Consider the following 16340-nt stretch of genomic DNA (forward strand, 5'->3'; position numbering starts at 1 on the left):
ATGACTGCAACCATTCAGAGTCCACGCAGTGGAAAACCCGGTAGCGGAAAGATCCAGCCCAAGTACCGCCGCACTGGCGGTTCCAAGGGCAACTTCGAGATGCTCGCCTGGCTCTTCATGCGCCTCTCCGGCGTCGTGCTGGTGGTGCTGATCTTCGGCCACCTGACGGTGAACCTGCTGGTCGGCGAGGGCATCCACGCGATCGACTTCGGCTTTGTGGCCGGCAAGTGGGCCGACCCGTTCTGGCAGTTCTGGGACCTGGCCATGCTGTGGCTCGCCATGCTGCACGGCACCAACGGCGTCCGGACGATCATCAATGACTACGCCGAGAAGGACGCAACGCGCCTTTGGCTGAAGATTGTGCTCTATGCGGCCACCACGGTCATCATCATCCTGGGCACCCTGGTCATCTTCACGTTCAATCCGTGCCCCGTGGCCAACGGCGTCCAGCTTCCCGGCGGTTTCTGCCCCGCGCCTTAGGGCGCAGCCGATACGACTCAGCCGTAGCGGCGGAACCGCCGCGGACAGCAGCCCGTCCGGGCATGAATCCGCGGTCCGTCACGGCAACTGATCTTGCCTGCCGAACGCAGGCGCAGATTGCACGAGACTTCACCGGGCAGGCGCGGCCTGCCGGTGGTTTATAGCGAATTTTGAGAGAAAGAGCGTCTGGTATGCAGGTCCATAAGTACGACGTCGTGATCGTCGGTGCCGGTGGCGCCGGGATGCGCGCGGCGATCGAATCAGGTCAGCGCGCCCGAACAGCAGTACTGACCAAGCTCTACCCCACGCGGTCCCACACCGGCGCGGCGCAGGGCGGCATGTGTGCAGCCCTGGCCAACGTCGAGGAAGACAACTGGGAGTGGCACACCTTCGACACCATCAAGGGCGGCGACTACCTGGTTGACCAGGACGCCGCCGAGGTCATGGCGAAGGAAGCGATCGACGCCGTCCTGGACCTGGAAAAGATGGGCCTGCCGTTCAACCGCACGCCCGAGGGCCGCATTGACCAGCGCCGCTTCGGTGGCCACACCCGCGATCACGGCAAGGCACCGGTCCGCCGCGCCTGCTACGCCGCCGACCGCACCGGCCACATGATCCTGCAGACCCTGTACCAGAACTGCGTCAAGCACAACGTCGAGTTCTACAACGAGTACTACGTCCTGGACCTGCTGACCGTCGAAGAGGACGCTGTCCGCGAGGACGGCACGCCGTACAAGCAGAAGCGCGTGGCCGGCGTCGTGTCCTACGACCTCGCCTCCGGCGAGCTGCACGTCTTCCAGGCCAAGTCCGTGGTGTTCGCCTCCGGCGGCGCCGGCAAGGTCTTCAAGACCACCTCCAACGCCCACACTCTGACCGGTGACGGCATGGGCATCGCGTTCCGCCGGGGCATCCCCCTGGAGGACATGGAATTCTTCCAGTTCCACCCGACCGGCCTGGCCGGCCTGGGCATCCTGCTCTCCGAGGCCGCCCGCGGCGAAGGCGCGATCCTGCGCAACTCCGAGGGTGAACGCTTCATGGAGCGCTACGCGCCCACCATCAAGGACCTCGCCCCGCGCGACATCGTGGCCCGCTCCATGGCCAACGAAGTCCGTGAGGGACGAGGCTGCGGCCCGAACAAGGACTACGTCCTCCTGGACCTGACGCACCTTGAGCCTGCACACATCGATGCCAAGCTGCCGGACATCACCGAGTTCGCCCGCACCTACCTGGGTGTGGAGCCGTACACGGAGCCGGTTCCGGTGTTCCCAACGGCCCACTACGCCATGGGCGGCATCCCCACGAACATCAGCGCCGAGGTCCTCCAGGACAACGACACGGTGGTCCCGGGCCTCTACGCCGCCGGCGAGGTCGCCTGCGTCTCCGTCCACGGCTCCAACCGTCTGGGCACCAACTCGCTGCTGGACATCAACGTGTTCGGCAAGCGCGCCGGTATCGCCGCCGCCGAGTATGCCAAAACCGCCGACTTCGTGGAGCTCCCCGTTGACCCGGAGGCCTACACGCTGAACCTGCTGGAGCACGTCCGCACCTCTGACGGCACCGAGAAGGTCGCTGCGATCCGCAAGGAACTGCAGGACACCATGGACGCCAACATGCAGGTGTTCCGCACCGCCGACACGCTGAACCAGGTCCTGAAAGACATTGCCTCCTTCGAGGAGCGGTACCAGCGCATCAGCGTCCAGGACAAGGGCAAGCGCTTCAACCTGGACCTGCTCGAGGCCGTGGAGCTGGGCTTCCTGCTCGAGCTCGCCAAGGTCATGACCGTGGCGGCCCTGCACCGCGAGGAATCCCGCGGCGGCCACTTCCGCGAGGACTTCCCCGAGCGCGACGACGAAAAATTCATGAAGCACTCCATGGCGTACAAGGATGACCACGCCCCGGCGGACGGTTCCGCCGAGGCGATTGCCGGCATCCGGCTTGCCACCAAACCGGTGGTCTTTACGCGCTACGAGCCGATGGTGAGGAAGTACTAAGATGAGCGCTGAACTCGCTGAGCCAGCATCCAAGATCGAACTGCCCGCCGGCGTCGGCGGGGGCGGGGAAATCCCGTCCTTCGACGTCACCCTGCGGGTGCGCCGCTACAACCCCGAGGTCTCCGAGGACGCCACGTGGGATGACTTCAAAGTCACCATGTACGGCACCGACCGTGTCCTGGACGCCCTGCACAAGATCAAGTGGGAGATGGACGGCAGCGTCTCCTTCCGCCGCTCCTGCGCCCACGGCGTCTGCGGCTCCGATGCCATGCGCATCAACGGCCGCAACCGCCTGGCCTGCAAGACCCTGCTGAAGGACCTGGACACGTCCAAGCCCATCACGGTCGAGCCCATCAAGGGCCTGCCGGTGGAGAAGGACCTGATCGTGGACATGGAGCCGTTCTTCCAGTCCTTCCGCGAAGTCATGCCCTTCCTGATCAACCGTGGCCACGAGCCCACCAAGGAACGCCTGCAGTCGGCCGAGGACCGTGAGCGGTTCGATGACACCACCAAGTGCATCCTGTGCGCCGCGTGCACCTCGTCCTGCCCGGTGTTCTGGACCGACGGGCAGTACTTCGGCCCGGCGGCGATCGTCAACGCGCACCGCTTCATTTTCGATTCCCGTGATGACGCCGGCGACATGCGCTTGGAGATCCTCAACGACAAGGAAGGCGTGTGGCGCTGCCGCACCACCTTCAACTGCACCGAAGCATGCCCCCGCGGCATCCAGGTCACGCAGGCAATCGCTGAGGTCAAGCAGGCCATCCTGTCCCGCAAGGTCTAAGGACCGGTTCCACCGGCCCGCATTACCGGCTTCACCTTCAGTAGTTACCGACGACGGCGCCTCTCACCTTTCGGGTGGGGGCGCCGCCGTCGTTTCCGCCCTCAATGATTCGCCCTCACACGAAAGGGGACACTTTGTCCCACTCAGAAAAAGTCTCGTTCCTGGGTTCCACCGGCGAGCGGCTCTCCGGCGTGCTGGACCTGCCGGAGGGCCCGGTCAAGGGCTGGGGTGTGTTCTCGCACGGCTTCACCCTGGGCAAGGACAGCCCCTCGGCGTCGCGGATGTGCAAGGCCCTGGCGGACAACGGCGTGGGCATGCTCCGGTTCGACAACGTGGGGCTCGGAGAGTCGGCGGGAATGTGGTCGGAGGGGTCCTTCAGCCACAAGGTGGCCGACACCGTCAAGGCCGCCGAATTCATGCGGGACTCAGACCGCCGGGTTTCCCTGCTGGTGGGCCACTCGTTTGGCGGCGCGGCCGTCCTGTCCGCCGCGCGGCAGATCCCGGAGCTGAGGGCCGTGGCCACCGTGGGTGCCCCCTTCTCCCCCAAGCACGTGGCACACGTCTTTGACGCGGCCCTGGACCGGATCCTGAGCGAGGGAAGCGCCGAGGTGGACCTCGGCGGCAAGCGGGTGGAGATCCGCCGGCACTTCGTCGAGGACCTCGAGAACGCGGACCTGACGGACTGCATCCGGCAGCTGCACAAGCCGCTCATGGTGCTGCACTCCCCCACCGACAATACGGTCGGGATCGAAAACGCCAGCACCATCTTCCAGACGGCACGCCACCCGCGCAGCTTCGTCTCGCTGGAGGGCAGCGACCATCTCCTGACCGGCAAAGGCCAGGCGGCCCGTGCGGCGAAGATTATTTCGGCGTGGGCCGACCAGTACCTCGACGCCTGAACGCGGCGGCCAGCGGCCTGCGGCGGACCCGCGGCTCTACCGGGGTTTTACCCGGCTGGACGCGCCGGGCACCCCAGCCGGTGGTCGCGGCGGCGGGCCCGGCCTTGAGGTCCTCTTCCCGGATCGCCACCCACGCGGCGCAGATCACGTAGACCTGGCTGACCAGGTTGAACCAGATCAGCAGGCCGATGATGATGGCGAAGGGCGCCAGAATGGGGTTCTTGCCCGCGCTGGCCAGCAGCTGGGTGCTGAAGATCTGCAGGATGGTGGTGCCCACCGCGGCGAGAGTGGTCCCTTCCAGCAGGGAGCGCCGGGCCGGCTTCAGCCCGGCGGCCACCCGGTACATGATCACGGCGGTGCCCCAGCCGAGCAGCAGCGGGACGAGGATCGTGACGGAGGTCGTCAGCGGCCCGGCAACTATCGGTTCGAGGCCCAGCTGCCCGGTAACCCATCCGGCGGCCGTGCCGAAGATCAGCGAGGCGGCGGAGCTGACTATCAGGGCCAGCCCCATCAGCAGCAGCGTGCCGACGTCCTTGAGTATCTGCAGGATCGGATTCATGACCAAAGGGCCGAGCTGCATCATGCTCCGCATACCGTCGCGGATGCCGCTGATCCAGCCCAGGGACGTGAACACCGTCACCACGGCGGCGATCCCGGCGGCCCAACCCAGGCTGGTGGGGTTCAGCAGCGCATAGGGGTCAACCAGCCCCTCGCTGCCGTCGACCTGCAACAGGCCCGGCGCGGCGGCGGCAACACTCCTGATGACCTGGTCCAGCAGGGCCGGGTGGTCGCTGAGCACGAGGCCGGCCAAGGACAAGCCAGTGGCCAACAGGCCCGTGATGGAGAAAAACATCCGGAAGCCGATGCCGGCACTCAACAGCGGGCCACGCTGACGCAGGTAGTGCGAGTATGCGCGCAGGGGCAGCAGCATGTTCAGCCGGGCCAAGAGCCAGTTCATCATCGCGATCAGGGACGCGACCATGCCGCCGCCGGAGCGCCGGGTCCGGCCCCATTCGACCCTCTTGCGGATGACTTCCAGTTTCAGCCCGGCCAGATCGGTGGGGAGCGGCGGCTTATCGGGCGCCTGCGGTGCCGTCCGGGCCTCTGTCGTGGTCAGGTTTGGTCCCAAAATCAAGCTCTTCCCGTAGCTGCCAGATGCCGTTGTCATCGTGCTCGTAAAGTCCCATGCTAGCCACAGGAAACGTGGCCCTGTAATCCTTCAGGACCGTTTCGGCCTCGTCGAGGCTTTCCGGGGCGACATCGTGGGCCACGGTGACGTGCGGGTGGTAACCGAACGGCAGTTCCCGCTCCAGGGGGCCGGACTGCAGCTGGCGGTGCAGGTTCACGCAGTCCCCGAAGCCGTCCTCTACGTTCAGGAAGACCACCGGGGACACCGGCCGGAAAGACCCGGTCCCTGCGATGGTCACAGTGAAGGGCTCCTGCCGCCGTGCCACGTCCCGGACATGGCGCTGGGTCGCGGCCCAGTCTTTCGTCATGGTGGTGGTGACCAGCGTGATGTGGGCCGGGACGACGGCGGCCATGGGATCCCCGAAGGATGCCCGCCAGCGCTGGAGCTCCTCAGCGATGTCCGCCGGGAACCTCAGGATCACACCGATGCTGATGCCTTCGCTGCGCTGTCCGTTCGACGTGGCGGCTTTCGCGGTGACTTTGCTGACGGAGGACATTGACCTAGCGGACTCCCTGGGCGCCGGCATAGGGCAGGAAACCCACCTTGGCGTAGACGTCGCGCAGGGTCACCGAGGCAATCTCCCGGGCCTTGTCCGCGCCGAGGCCCAGCAGCCGGTCCAGCTCCGCGGGATCGTCCAGCAGCTCCTTGGCCCGGTTCCGGATCGGGGTCAGGTGCTCCGTGACCACCTCGGCGAGGTCCGCCTTCAGGTGGCCGTACATCTTTCCCTCATAGGCGGTGACGAGGGCGTCGACGCTTTGCCCGGTGATCGAGGAGTAGATGGTCAGCAGGTTGGACACGCCCGGCTTCGCCTCCCGGTCGAACCGGATCTCGGTCTTCGTGTCGGTCACGGCGGACTTGATCCGCTTGGCCGTGACCTTGGGCTCGTCCAGCAGGTTGATCAGCCCTGCCGGCGACTCCGCAGACTTGGACATCTTGGCGGTGGGGTGCTGCAGATCGTAGATCTTCGCGGATTCCTTCTGGATGAAGGGCTGCGGCACTGTGAACGTGTCGCCGAAGCGGGAGTTGAACCGCTGGGCCAGGTCACGGCTGAGTTCCACGTGCTGGCGCTGGTCCTCGCCGACGGGGACACCGTGCGGCTGGTACAGCAGGATGTCGGCTGCCTGCAGGATGGGGTAGGTGAACAGCCCGACGCTGGCGTGGTCGGAACCCTGTTTGTGCGCCTTGTCCTTGAACTGGGTCATCCGGGACGCCTCGCCGAAGCCGGTGATGCAGTTCAGGACCCACGCCAGCTGGGCGTGCTCGGGCACCTGGGACTGGACGAAGAGCGTGCACTTGTCGACGTCGACGCCGCCGGCAATGTACTGCGCGGCGGTGACCCGGGTGCGGTGCGCCAGCTCGGCAGGATCCTGCGGAACGGTGATCGCGTGCAGGTCCGGGATGAAGAAGACGGCGTCGTACTCGTCCTGCATCCGGACCCAGTTCACGAGGGCGCCGAGGTAGTTGCCAAGGTGCAGGGAGTCGGCGGAGGGCTGCATGCCGGAGAGGATGCGGTGCCGGGCCGCGGTGGCCGCAGAGGCGTCCTTCGCGGTGGCAGTCTGAGCGTCGGGGGCGACGCCGGCCTGGGCCACAGTGGTCGCAGTTGAAGTGGTGGTCATTCGTGGAAGCCTTAAGACTAGAGCCGGTAGTCCACTACCAGCGGGGCGTGGTCGGAGAAGCGTGTGTCCCAGGACGCTGCCCGGTCAACAACGGCTGACACTGCGGCAGCAGCGAGAGCGGGCGTGGCCATGTGGTAATCGATGCGCCAGCCGGTGTCGTTGTCGAAGGCCTGGCCCCGTTGCGACCACCAAGTGTAGGGGCCGTCGACGTTACCCGCCAGGCCCCTGTGAACATCCTTCCAGCCGATTTCCTCGCCGAAGAAGCGGTCAAAATAGGCCCGCTCTTCCGGCAGGAAACCGGCACGTTTGACGTTGCCCTTCCAGTTCCTGATGTCCAGCTCCGTGTGGCCGACGTTGAGGTCGCCCACCACCAGCGCGTGGTCACTGTGCTTGGCGAGTTCGGGCAGCCGCTGGACCATGACGTCGAGGAAACGGAATTTGTCGTCCTGCTTGGGAGTGCCGGCCTCGCCCGAGTGCACGTAGGCGCTCACGACGCTCAGCTGTGAGGCCTGCCCGTCCGCGTCCCGCACGATGTAGTCCGCCTCGACCCAGCGTCCGGCCGTGGCGAAGAAGTCATCGCCGATCCCCACCCGGGTGGCCAGGGGCTCTTCCCGGGAGGCAATGGCAACGCCGGCCCGGCCCTTGGCCTCGGCCTCGGCGTGGAGAATGTACCAGCCCTCGCCGAGCAGTTCCTCGACGATCGCGTCCGGCGCGCGGACCTCCTGGAGGCACAGGATGTCCACCTCGCGCGGCTCAAGCCACTCCGCCATGCCCTTCTTGTAGGCGGCACGGAGGCCGTTGACGTTGACTGACGCGATGCGAAGGTGGTCCTTCTTCAATGCCGAGCTCACCCGATCCACTCTAGTCGATGATGGTTCCGCTGACGGGAGCGTCATCGCCGCCCGGGGATTTGATCATGTCCCGCGCGTTGGTGGCGGTGATCTCGATGGTCTCCAGGGCGCGGCTGATCGTGTCGCGGTCCGCAGCCTCCCCCTTCGCCCGCTCCTGCTCGACCACCCGGACCTGGACCTGGACGATCTTGAAGGAGTGGTCCAGCTTCATGTCGCGGACGCTGTCCGCTGCGCGGCTTTCGCTCACCACGCGGGTTCCGCCGTGGTCCGCGCTGCCCGCAGCCGGCGGCCGGCCCGCTGCGGCGTTGAACGCGTTCTGGGCCTCAGTCAGCCTGGCCCCGGCCTTCTTGGCGGCCTTCTGGATGCTGAACACGACGAAGGAGGCCAGCGCCAGCCAGAAGCCGGCGATGATCGCCACGATCCAGCCCACGACGTCGTTCTGGTTGGCCGCGAAGATCACGGCCACCACGAACGCGATGATGAAGACCAGCAGCCCCGGCCCGCTGATGCGGAACATGGAGAACCGGCCGCGGGCCGTGGTGTCGTTGGACGTGGACGAGGAGCTACCCAGAGATTGCATGAGCCCATTATCGCAAACGGGGCCGGCCGCCCGTTCCGCTTCCACCCCGGGCGAACGCCGCCCCCGCGCCGGGCCTGGGTCAGAACCAGCGTTTAGGTCAGGACCGGCGTTTAGGTCAGGACCAGCATCTAGGTCAGGACCAGGCAGAACGGGTGGCCACTGGGGTCCGTGTAGACCCGGAAGGTTTCCGTACCGGCGTCGAGGCTGGTGGCGCCGAGCCGGAGCACCTCGGCTTCGGCGGCGTCGAGGTCCCCGACGAGCACGTCCACGTGCATCTGCTGCGGGTGCTCGGCGTCGGGCCACTGCGGGCGGACCAGCCGTTCCACCCGCTGGAAGGCGACGGCGGGACGGTCGGCGGCGTCGCCGATCGAAATCCATTCCTCGTCCTCCTGCACCCGGATCATCCCCAGCAGCTCCTGGTAAAAGCCGGCGAGCTTGTCCGGGTCCTCGCAGTCGATGACGAGGGCCTGCCATTTTCCGATCATGGGGTCTCCTTTTTTTGGAAGGACGGCTACTTGAGGAACAGTTTGCGCAGCCGGCTCGTGGTGAGCAGGACGCCGAGGGCAATCATGACGAGGTAGTAGCCGATGTGCACGGCGGTGGCCGGGGTGAACACCCCCACGCTGATCTGGCGCAGCAGTTCCACGCCGTGCCACAGCGGCATGGCCTGGATCAGCCACTGGATGGACTGCGGGTAGACGCTGAGCGGGTAGAACGTGGCACTGAAGAGGAACATGGGCAGCATGACGAAGTTGATCCAGTCCATTTGCTGGAACGTCTTCATGTAGCTCGTGATCCCCATGCCGAAGCTCGCGAAGCCGAAGGCGATCAGCACCGAGGCCGGGATCATCAGGATGGCCCACGGCGTGGTGATGAGGCCCATCAGGCCCATGACGGCCGTGAAGCCGGTCGCGTACATGGCCCCGCGCAGCAGGGCGAGGAAGATTTCGCCCATGGCGACATCCAGCGGCCCCAGCGAGGTGTAGAGCATGCCCTGGTACAGCTTGGCGAAGTTCATCTTGAAGAAGACGTTCCACGTGGAGTCGTAGACGGCGCCGTTCATGGCGGACACGGCCAGCAGCGCGGGCGCGATGTACGCGGCGTAGCTGATTTCCTGCCCGCCCGGGCCCTGGACCGACCCGACAATGGCGCCCAGGCCCACGCCCATGGAGATCAGGTACAGCACGGGTTCGAAGAACCCGGAGACCATGACCATCCAGTTGCTGCTCTTGGTGGCCATGAGCCCGCGGGCGACGACGGCGCGGACGTTGCGGGAGTAGATGGGTCCGAAGCGGCGGCGGCGCGCGGCTTCGGTGACGCTGTGGTCCCCTGTGTTGAAACTTCCGGTCAGGACGCTCATGAGGCCATCCTTTTGGCGAACTGGCGTTTGGTCAGGATCCAGCCGGCAGCCGCCAGGCCCAGCAGGAAGAGGACGTGGACGACGGTGAGCCACGGCTCTTCCACGTACCCGTAGCTGACCACGCGGCCAAGCTCGGTTCCGTGCCAGATCGGTGAGATCCAGCCGATCCAGCGGACTGCGAGCGGGAGCGTGTCCAGCGGGAAGAACGTGCCGGAGAACAGGAACAACGGCATGACGATGAACCGCATGACCATGGCGAACTGGCCCTTGTCGTGCTGGATGGTGGCCGCGTAGGCCATGAGCGGCAGGCCGAAGGACAGACCGGCGAGGGTGGCGATGAGGATCGACACCCAGCCCCAGGCGCCGGGCGAGGCGCCGAAGAGCGCGACGACGGCGAAGTAGATGGCCGACTGCAGCAGGAAGCGCACCGTCACGGCGATGATCTGGCCGCCGGCGATCTGCTCGGGAGTCAGCGGTGAGGCGTGCGGGCCGTAGTAGACGCGCCGCCACTTGAAGCCGTCCATCACGGGGAAGGTGAACTCGTTGGCAGCCGTCATGACGGCGGCCGAGATCAGCAGGGCCGGCGCGATGAACGTCAGGTAGCTGACCCCGCCGAAGACGCCGGCGCCGTTGGCCTCGACCAGGGTGGCCAGGCCAACGCCCATCGCGAACAGGTAGGCCACCGGCTGTCCCACCCCGTACATCACGATGGTCCAGCCGTAGCCCTTCATGACCCGCAGGACCTGTTCGGCGTAGTAGAACGCGCCCCAGCGGCGGGCACGGGCGGCCGAGACTTCCGGCGAGTGCGCGCGCAGGGCCGTCCCCGCCGCCGCGGCGCCCGCCGTCGTTCCCGCTGCCTGAATTGGCTTAGTCAGCTGCTCTTTCTTAGTCAACGAGGCTCCTGCCGGTCAGGCGCAGGAAGACGTCTTCGAGTGAGGAGCGGCGGACCAGTGAGGTGACCGGACGCAGGCCGCGGGCGGTGACCTGCTCCAGGGCGGCCTCGCCGTCGTGGGCGTAGATGAGCACCCGGTCCGGCAGGGTTTCCACGCGTTCGCCGATGCCGCCGAGCTCCGCGCCGACGCTCGCGTTGCGCTCCGAGCCGAAGCGCAGTTCCAGGACCTCGCGGGTGGAGTATTCGCGGATCAGGCTGGCCGGCGATCCCTCGGCCATGATCCTGCCCTTGTCCACCACAATCAGCCGGTCGCACAGCTGCTCGGCCTCGTCCATGTAGTGCGTGGTGAGGATCAGGGTAACGCCCTGTTCCTTGAGCCGGAACAGCCGGTCCCAGAGGATGTGCCGGGCCTGCGGGTCAAGGCCGGTCGTCGGCTCGTCCAGCAGCAGGATCCGGGGCTCGTTGATGAGCGAGCGGGCGATTGTCAGGCGCCGCTTCATGCCGCCGGAGAGGGCATCGACCTTGGAGTTGGCCTTGTCGGTGAGCTGGGCGAATTCCAGCAGCTCATCGGCCTTGGGCTTGAGGTAGCTCATGGGCAGGCCGAAATAGCGGCCGTAGACCAGCAGGTTGTCCCGGACTTTCAGTTCCTCATCCAGGTTGTCCTGCTGCGGCACGACGCCCAGGTGGGCGCGGACCTCCGGCCCGTGCTGTTCGGGGTCCAGGCCCATGATATTCAGGCTGCCGGAGGTGCGCTGCGAGACCCCGCCGATCATCTTCATCGTGGTGGACTTGCCGGCGCCGTTGGGGCCCAGCAGGCCGAACGCTTCCCCGGCGGGAACGCGGAAGGAAATGCCGTCGACGGCGGTGACGTCGCCGTAACGTTTGGTCAGGTTCTCGGCGGTGATGACGTATGGGAGAGCGGCGTCGGAGGGGCTGCTCGCGCGTGATTCTTTAGAGGCAAGTTCGGACACCCGCACTACGGTAGTGGATCCCCGCAAACTATGAAAGAGTCTTTTCATAAAAACTCCTGACGTATCCGTTCCGTTATGCCGGCAGGCGTTAGAACGTGCGGAATCCTGCGGTGGTTGGGCCCGCCGAAAGCCGGCCCAACCACCGCGGGAGCCTTAGGCGGGCCCCGGGCGGCGTTCCTCTGCTCAGCGGTTTTTCTCTGCCCATTGGCGTTCCGCGGTTTCCACCACATTGGCGAGCAGCATGGCGCGGGTCATGGGCCCCACTCCCCCGGGGTTCGGCGAGAGCCAGGCGGCGACGTCGGCCGCAGCGGGGTCCACGTCGCCGGTGACCACTGCCTTGCCGCTGCCGTCATCGACCCGGCTGACACCGACGTCGAGCACGATCGCCCCGGGCTTGAGGTCCCCGGCCTTGATCATGTGAGGCTGCCCGGCGGCGGCAATCACGACGTCGGCCTGCCGCAGTTCTGCCGGCAGGTCCACCGTTCCGGTGTGGGCCAGGATGACCGTGGCATTGACGTCCTTGCGGGTCAGCAGCAGACCCACGGGACGGCCGATGGTGACGCCGCGGCCCACCACGAGGACGCGTTTGCCGTTCAGGTCGATCCCGTGCCGGGTCAGCAGCTCCACGCAGCCCTTGGGCGTGCACGGCAGCGGGGACTTCATGGGTCCGCTGACGTTGGCCACGAGCCGGCCCAGGTTCATCGGGTGCAGGCCGTCGGCGTCCTTCTCGGGATCCATGGCCTCCAGGATGACGTCCTGGTCGATGTGTTTGGGCAGGGGCAGCTGGACGATGTAGCCGGTGCATTCCGGGTTCTCGTTGAGCTCGCGGACCACGGCCAGGAGTTCGTCCTGGCTGGTCTCTTCCGGCAGGTCGCGGCGGATGGAGGTAATGCCCACCTCGGCGCAGTCCTTGTGCTTGCCGCCGACGTACCAGGTGCTGCCGGGATCGGAGCCCACCAGGATGGTGCCCAGCCCGGGCGTGATGCCCTGGGCCTTGAGCACGGCCACGCGCTCGGTCAGCTCGGCCTTGATGACGGCGGCGGTGGCCTTGCCGTCAAGGATCCGTGCAGTTTCAGCCGTTTTTGCGGTGTGCGAAGAAGTCATGGCCTACCACTGCTCGTGCTGCGGGTACAGCGGGAAATCGGCGGCGAGCTTGTCCACGCGGGCCTGCAGGGGTTCGATCTCCGTGGCAGCTCCGGACTTCAGCGCAGTGGCGATGATGTCCGCCACCTCGGTGAATTCCTCGGCGCCGAAGCCGCGGGTGGCCAGGGCCGGTGTGCCGATGCGCAGGCCGGAGGTGACCATCGGCGGGCGGGGGTCGAACGGCACGGCGTTGCGGTTGACGGTGATGCCGATCGAGTGCAGGAGGTCCTCGGCCTGCTGGCCGTCCAGCTGGGAGTTGCGCAGGTCCACCAGGACCAGGTGTACGTCGGTGCCGCCGGTCAGGACCGAGACGCCCGCACCGGCGACGTCGGCCTGGCCGAGGCGCTCGGCGATGATCTTGGCGCCTTCGAGCACGCGTTCCTGGCGCTCCTTGAATTCCTCGGTGCCGGCGATCTTGAAGGCCACGGCCTTCGCCGCGATCACGTGCATGAGCGGGCCGCCCTGCTGGCCGGGGAACACGGCGGAGTTAAGCTTCTTGGCCCACTCCTGCTTCGCCAGGATCACGCCGGAGCGCGGACCGGACAGCGTCTTGTGCACGGTGGAGGTCACGACGTCGGAGTACGGCACCGGGCTCGGGTGCAGTCCGGCGGCGACGAGGCCGGCGAAGTGCGCCATGTCGGTCCAGAGCAGGGCGCCGACCTCGTCGGCGATCGAACGGAAGGCCGCGAAATCGAGGTGCCGCGGGTAGGCGGACCAGCCGGCGATGATCACCTGGGGCTTTTCGGCGATGGCCTGCTCGCGCAGCTTGTCCATGTCGATCCGGAAGTCATCTTCCTCGACCTGGTAGGCGGCGACGTTGTAGAGCTTTCCGGAGAAGTTCAGCTTCATGCCGTGGGTGAGGTGCCCGCCGTGGGCCAGGGACAGGCCCAGGATCTTGTCGCCCGGGGTGATCATGGCGGCGAGCGCGGCGGCGTTGGCCTGCGCGCCGGAGTGCGGCTGCACGTTGGCGTATTCGGCGCCGAACAGTTCCTTGACGCGGTCGATCGCGAGCTGCTCGGCGACGTCGACGTATTCACATCCGCCGTAGTAGCGGCGTCCCGGGTAGCCCTCGGCGTACTTGTTGGTCAGGACGGAGCCCTGGGCTTCCATCACGGCGCGCGGGGCGAAGTTCTCGGAAGCGATCATTTCCAGGGTGCCGCGCTGGCGGCCAAGCTCCTGGGCAAGGACGGCGGCGATTTCAGGGTCGAGTTCGGCCAGCGGCTGGTTGCTCACGGCGGCTGAGGTGGCGGTGGTAGTAGTCACGAGGAACTCCTGGTTGGCAACGGGTACGGCTATTGGTCAGGCTACCGGCTGGCCCGTTGCGCCGCCCCTTGATTACGGGCCCCTTGACAGCGGGCCGCGACAGCGGCGGCCGGCACCCCGCGCGGGCACCAGCAACGGTGCGGCAGCGGTGATGCTGCCGACCGGTAAGACATGACCCTCGGCCCAGGCGTACGATCCGTGGTCTTCGTGAGTGCCGCTCCCTGATGGTTAGCCATCCAACGCCAGTTGCGACGGGTTAACACTACCAAAACCCTTTCAAAACTGCCCTTGAAGCGCAGGTAGGCTGTTCCTCGTGACTGATGAGAACCTGACTGCCTCCTACATCCTGACTCTTTCCTGCCCTGACCGGCCTGGCATCGTGCACGCCGTCGCCGGGGCCCTCCTGGTGGCGGGCTGCAATATTACAGATTCCCAGCAGTACGGGAGCCAGGGCACGGGCACCTTTTTCATGCGGGTCGAGGCGACGACGGCGGCGGCCCAGGCGGAGCTGCAGGCGGCGCTGGAACCTGTGGCGCAGGCCTTCGGGATGCAGTGGAGCCTCAACCCGGCCGGGCGGAGGGTCCGCACCCTGCTGATGGCCAGCACGTCCGCCCACTGCCTCAACGACTTGCTGTTCCTGCAGCGCTCCGGAACCCTGCCGATCGACATTCCGGCCATCGTGTCCAACCACCGCGACCTCGAGGGTTTGGCGGAGTTCTACGGCATCCCGTTCCACCACATCCCGGTCACCCCGGACACCAAGATCCAGGCCGAGGACGCCCTCCGGGTCCTGATGAAGGAACACGACATCGAGCTCACAGTCCTGGCCCGGTACATGCAGATCATCTCGGACGAGCTCTGCACCGAACTGACGGGCAAGGCCATCAACATCCACCACTCGTTCCTGCCCTCCTTCAAGGGTGCCAAGCCCTACCACCAGGCGCATGCCCGCGGCGTGAAGCTCATCGGCGCCACGGCGCACTACGTCACGGCGGCCCTGGATGAGGGGCCCATCATCGAGCAGGAAGTCATCCGCGTGGACCACCGGCGCACCGCGGAGCAGTTCGTCCAGATGGGCCGCGACGTGGAGGGCCGGACCCTCGCCCAGGCCGTGCAGTGGCATGCCGAGCACCGCGTCCTGCTCGACGGCAACCGGACGGTTGTCTTTAACTAGAAGCGGTCATTAACTGGTGCTATGGAATCCTCCCGCAGGGACCGGCTCGAATCGTTTGTGGCGCTGTTGAAGAACGAGGGCCGGCACGGCGTGCTGGGCCTGGATTGCGGCCCGGGCGCCGACGGGCTGCACTTTGTGCAGTCCGGCATCCATTTCACCGGTGTCGACCAGTCCGAGGAGAACATCCACATCGCCCGATCCCACGGGCTGGAAGCCTCCGTGGCCGGACCGGTCTCCCTGCCGTTCGCCGATGCCGCGTTTGCCTCAGTGTGGGCGGTGGACGCCCTGGCAGGCCTGCCTGCGGAACAGTGGGACGACGTCGTCCGCGAACTCGGGCGGGTGGCGGAACCGGGCGCGCCGATCGCCGTCGTACTCCCCGCACCCGAACCGCGCAGCTCAGGCGACCCGCACACCTCGGCCGACCCGCGCGGCGAGAGCGAGTGGCGTGGCGAGAGCGAGTGGGGCGGCGAGGGCTTCACGGTGCTCCGCTCCCCCGCCTGACACTCCTTTTCCCGTTGAGCTATCACTTGTGGTGGTTAAACCGCGCCCATGGCAACCAGAACTGATAGCTCAACGGGGCGTGGGGCGTGTCCTAGGCTGGAGGCATGGCTCCCCTCTACGCATTCGCCGGTACCACTCCGGCCGTCCATGACTCCGCCTTCGTCGCGCCCACGGCGTCCGTGATCGGCAACGCCACCCTGGCCGAGAACTCGAGCGCCTTCTACGGTGTCAGCGTCCGCGCCGATACCGCCGCCATCACCGTCGGCGCCGGCAGCAACCTGCAGGACAACGTGGTGCTGCACGCCGACCCCGGCTTCCCCTGCACCGTCGGTGCGCGGGTCAGCGTCGGCCACAGCGCCGTGGTCCACGGCTGCACCGTTGAGGACGACTGCCTGATCGGCATGAGCGCCACCATCCTCAACGGGGCCGTGATCGGCGCCGGGTCCCTCATCGCCGCCGGTGCCGTGGTGCTGGAGGGCACCGTCATCCCGCCCCGCTCGCTGGTGGCCGGCGTTCCGGCCAAGGTCCGGCGCGAGCTCAGCGACGAGGAGTTCGCCGGTGTCCAGCACAACGCCGCCCACTATCAGGAACTGGCACGCGCGCACCGCGAACTTCACAGCGCCTGAGGAGCAGTGCGCCGGGGCCG

General features: G+C 66.8%; 18 protein-coding genes. 7 read left to right on the forward strand and 11 right to left on the reverse strand.

Annotation, left to right across the window (positions count from 1 at the left end; translation table 11 throughout):
• From AC1DDH_RS10510 to AC1DDH_RS10525, 4 genes are all read left to right on the forward strand, one after another.
• Entirely contained in the window at positions 1–480 is a 480-nt protein-coding gene (locus AC1DDH_RS10510; RefSeq protein WP_230008514.1) for a succinate dehydrogenase hydrophobic membrane anchor subunit, read from the forward strand.
• A 191-nt stretch (positions 481–671) separates the two neighbouring features.
• Positions 672–2471, forward strand: a complete 1800-nt coding sequence (gene sdhA, locus AC1DDH_RS10515; protein WP_476955393.1) for a succinate dehydrogenase flavoprotein subunit — start codon at positions 672–674, stop codon at positions 2469–2471.
• A gap of 1 nt (position 2472) precedes the next feature.
• Positions 2473–3255 (forward strand): succinate dehydrogenase iron-sulfur subunit, encoded by a 783-nt coding sequence (locus AC1DDH_RS10520; RefSeq protein ID WP_026537821.1) that lies wholly within the window; start codon positions 2473–2475, stop codon positions 3253–3255.
• Between the two features lie 134 nt (positions 3256–3389).
• Positions 3390–4154, forward strand: a complete 765-nt coding sequence (locus AC1DDH_RS10525; protein WP_079553244.1) for an alpha/beta hydrolase family protein — start codon at positions 3390–3392, stop codon at positions 4152–4154.
• Here AC1DDH_RS10525 and AC1DDH_RS10530 read toward each other — a convergent pair.
• From AC1DDH_RS10530 to glyA, 11 genes are all read right to left on the reverse strand, one after another.
• Complete coding sequence (locus AC1DDH_RS10530; RefSeq protein ID WP_476887355.1) at positions 4117–5283, reverse strand: YihY/virulence factor BrkB family protein; 1167 nt, start codon at positions 5281–5283, stop codon at positions 4117–4119. The genes AC1DDH_RS10525 and AC1DDH_RS10530 overlap by 38 nt on opposite strands.
• Positions 5228–5839 carry a 2'-5' RNA ligase family protein gene (locus AC1DDH_RS10535; protein WP_223914197.1) on the reverse strand — a complete coding sequence of 204 codons (612 nt, stop codon included), beginning with the start codon at positions 5837–5839 and terminating at the stop codon, positions 5228–5230. Before AC1DDH_RS10535 ends, AC1DDH_RS10530 begins: the two co-directional genes overlap by 56 nt.
• Positions 5840–5843: 4 nt before the next feature.
• Complete coding sequence (gene trpS, locus AC1DDH_RS10540; RefSeq protein WP_476955394.1) at positions 5844–6959, reverse strand: tryptophan--tRNA ligase; 1116 nt, start codon at positions 6957–6959, stop codon at positions 5844–5846.
• A 17-nt stretch (positions 6960–6976) separates the two neighbouring features.
• A complete protein-coding gene (locus AC1DDH_RS10545) occupies positions 6977–7810 on the reverse strand; it encodes an exodeoxyribonuclease III (RefSeq protein ID WP_476859167.1) in 834 nt (277 codons plus the stop codon).
• A 10-nt stretch (positions 7811–7820) separates the two neighbouring features.
• Positions 7821–8390: a hypothetical protein gene (locus AC1DDH_RS10550; protein WP_476849122.1), complete on the reverse strand. Its 570-nt coding sequence runs from the start codon at positions 8388–8390 to the stop codon at positions 7821–7823.
• Positions 8391–8518: 128 nt separating this feature from the next.
• Positions 8519–8875 carry a VOC family protein gene (locus AC1DDH_RS10555; protein ID WP_230009984.1) on the reverse strand — a complete coding sequence of 119 codons (357 nt, stop codon included), beginning with the start codon at positions 8873–8875 and terminating at the stop codon, positions 8519–8521.
• Between the two features lie 26 nt (positions 8876–8901).
• Positions 8902–9750: an ABC transporter permease gene (locus AC1DDH_RS10560; RefSeq protein WP_079553256.1), complete on the reverse strand. Its 849-nt coding sequence runs from the start codon at positions 9748–9750 to the stop codon at positions 8902–8904.
• The gene (locus AC1DDH_RS10565) at positions 9747–10625 is read right to left on the reverse strand and encodes an ABC transporter permease (protein WP_476955425.1); all 879 of its coding nucleotides are present in this window, start codon (positions 10623–10625) and stop codon (positions 9747–9749) included. Before AC1DDH_RS10565 ends, AC1DDH_RS10560 begins: the two co-directional genes overlap by 4 nt.
• Before the next feature lie 10 nt (positions 10626–10635).
• Complete coding sequence (locus AC1DDH_RS10570) at positions 10636–11661, reverse strand: ABC transporter ATP-binding protein (RefSeq protein WP_476955395.1); 1026 nt, start codon at positions 11659–11661, stop codon at positions 10636–10638.
• 135 nt (positions 11662–11796) lie between these two features.
• The gene (locus AC1DDH_RS10575) at positions 11797–12717 is read right to left on the reverse strand and encodes a bifunctional methylenetetrahydrofolate dehydrogenase/methenyltetrahydrofolate cyclohydrolase (protein WP_476955396.1); all 921 of its coding nucleotides are present in this window, start codon (positions 12715–12717) and stop codon (positions 11797–11799) included.
• 3 nt (positions 12718–12720) lie between these two features.
• Positions 12721–14019, reverse strand: coding sequence for a serine hydroxymethyltransferase (gene glyA / locus AC1DDH_RS10580; protein WP_459384157.1), 1299 nt, complete (start codon positions 14017–14019; stop codon positions 12721–12723).
• Between the two features lie 313 nt (positions 14020–14332).
• On the opposite strand from glyA, the gene purU reads away from it, so the two are divergent.
• The 3 genes from purU (at position 14333) to AC1DDH_RS10595 (ending at position 16320) form a co-directional block, all read left to right on the forward strand.
• On the forward strand, positions 14333–15193 hold the full coding sequence (purU, locus tag AC1DDH_RS10585) for a formyltetrahydrofolate deformylase (RefSeq protein WP_476856602.1): 861 nt from the start codon (positions 14333–14335) through the stop codon (positions 15191–15193).
• Positions 15194–15214: 21 nt separating this feature from the next.
• Positions 15215–15694 carry a methyltransferase domain-containing protein gene (locus AC1DDH_RS10590; protein ID WP_230010256.1) on the forward strand — a complete coding sequence of 160 codons (480 nt, stop codon included), beginning with the start codon at positions 15215–15217 and terminating at the stop codon, positions 15692–15694.
• A gap of 104 nt (positions 15695–15798) precedes the next feature.
• The gene (locus tag AC1DDH_RS10595; protein WP_223914204.1) at positions 15799–16320 is read left to right on the forward strand and encodes a gamma carbonic anhydrase family protein; all 522 of its coding nucleotides are present in this window, start codon (positions 15799–15801) and stop codon (positions 16318–16320) included.
• Positions 16321–16340: the final 20 nt, after the last annotated feature.

Source organism: Arthrobacter sp. 10T425 (assembly GCF_056393985.1).

Coding starts and splice junctions, on each gene's coding strand:
- trpS (WP_476955394.1), bottom strand. CDS start 6,959: ATGACCACCACTTCAACTGCGACCACTGTGGCCCAGGCCGGCGTCGCC.
- AC1DDH_RS10575 (WP_476955396.1), bottom strand. CDS start 12,717: ATGACTTCTTCGCACACCGCAAAAACGGCTGAAACTGCACGGATCCTT.
- AC1DDH_RS10560 (WP_079553256.1), bottom strand. CDS start 9,750: ATGAGCGTCCTGACCGGAAGTTTCAACACAGGGGACCACAGCGTCACC.
- AC1DDH_RS10590 (WP_230010256.1), top strand. CDS start 15,215: ATGGAATCCTCCCGCAGGGACCGGCTCGAATCGTTTGTGGCGCTGTTG.
- AC1DDH_RS10510 (WP_230008514.1), top strand. CDS start 1: ATGACTGCAACCATTCAGAGTCCACGCAGTGGAAAACCCGGTAGCGGA.
- AC1DDH_RS10570 (WP_476955395.1), bottom strand. CDS start 11,661: ATGAAAAGACTCTTTCATAGTTTGCGGGGATCCACTACCGTAGTGCGG.
- AC1DDH_RS10550 (WP_476849122.1), bottom strand. CDS start 8,390: ATGCAATCTCTGGGTAGCTCCTCGTCCACGTCCAACGACACCACGGCC.
- AC1DDH_RS10535 (WP_223914197.1), bottom strand. CDS start 5,839: ATGTCCTCCGTCAGCAAAGTCACCGCGAAAGCCGCCACGTCGAACGGA.
- AC1DDH_RS10595 (WP_223914204.1), top strand. CDS start 15,799: ATGGCTCCCCTCTACGCATTCGCCGGTACCACTCCGGCCGTCCATGAC.
- sdhA (WP_476955393.1), top strand. CDS start 672: ATGCAGGTCCATAAGTACGACGTCGTGATCGTCGGTGCCGGTGGCGCC.
- AC1DDH_RS10520 (WP_026537821.1), top strand. CDS start 2,473: ATGAGCGCTGAACTCGCTGAGCCAGCATCCAAGATCGAACTGCCCGCC.
- AC1DDH_RS10555 (WP_230009984.1), bottom strand. CDS start 8,875: ATGATCGGAAAATGGCAGGCCCTCGTCATCGACTGCGAGGACCCGGAC.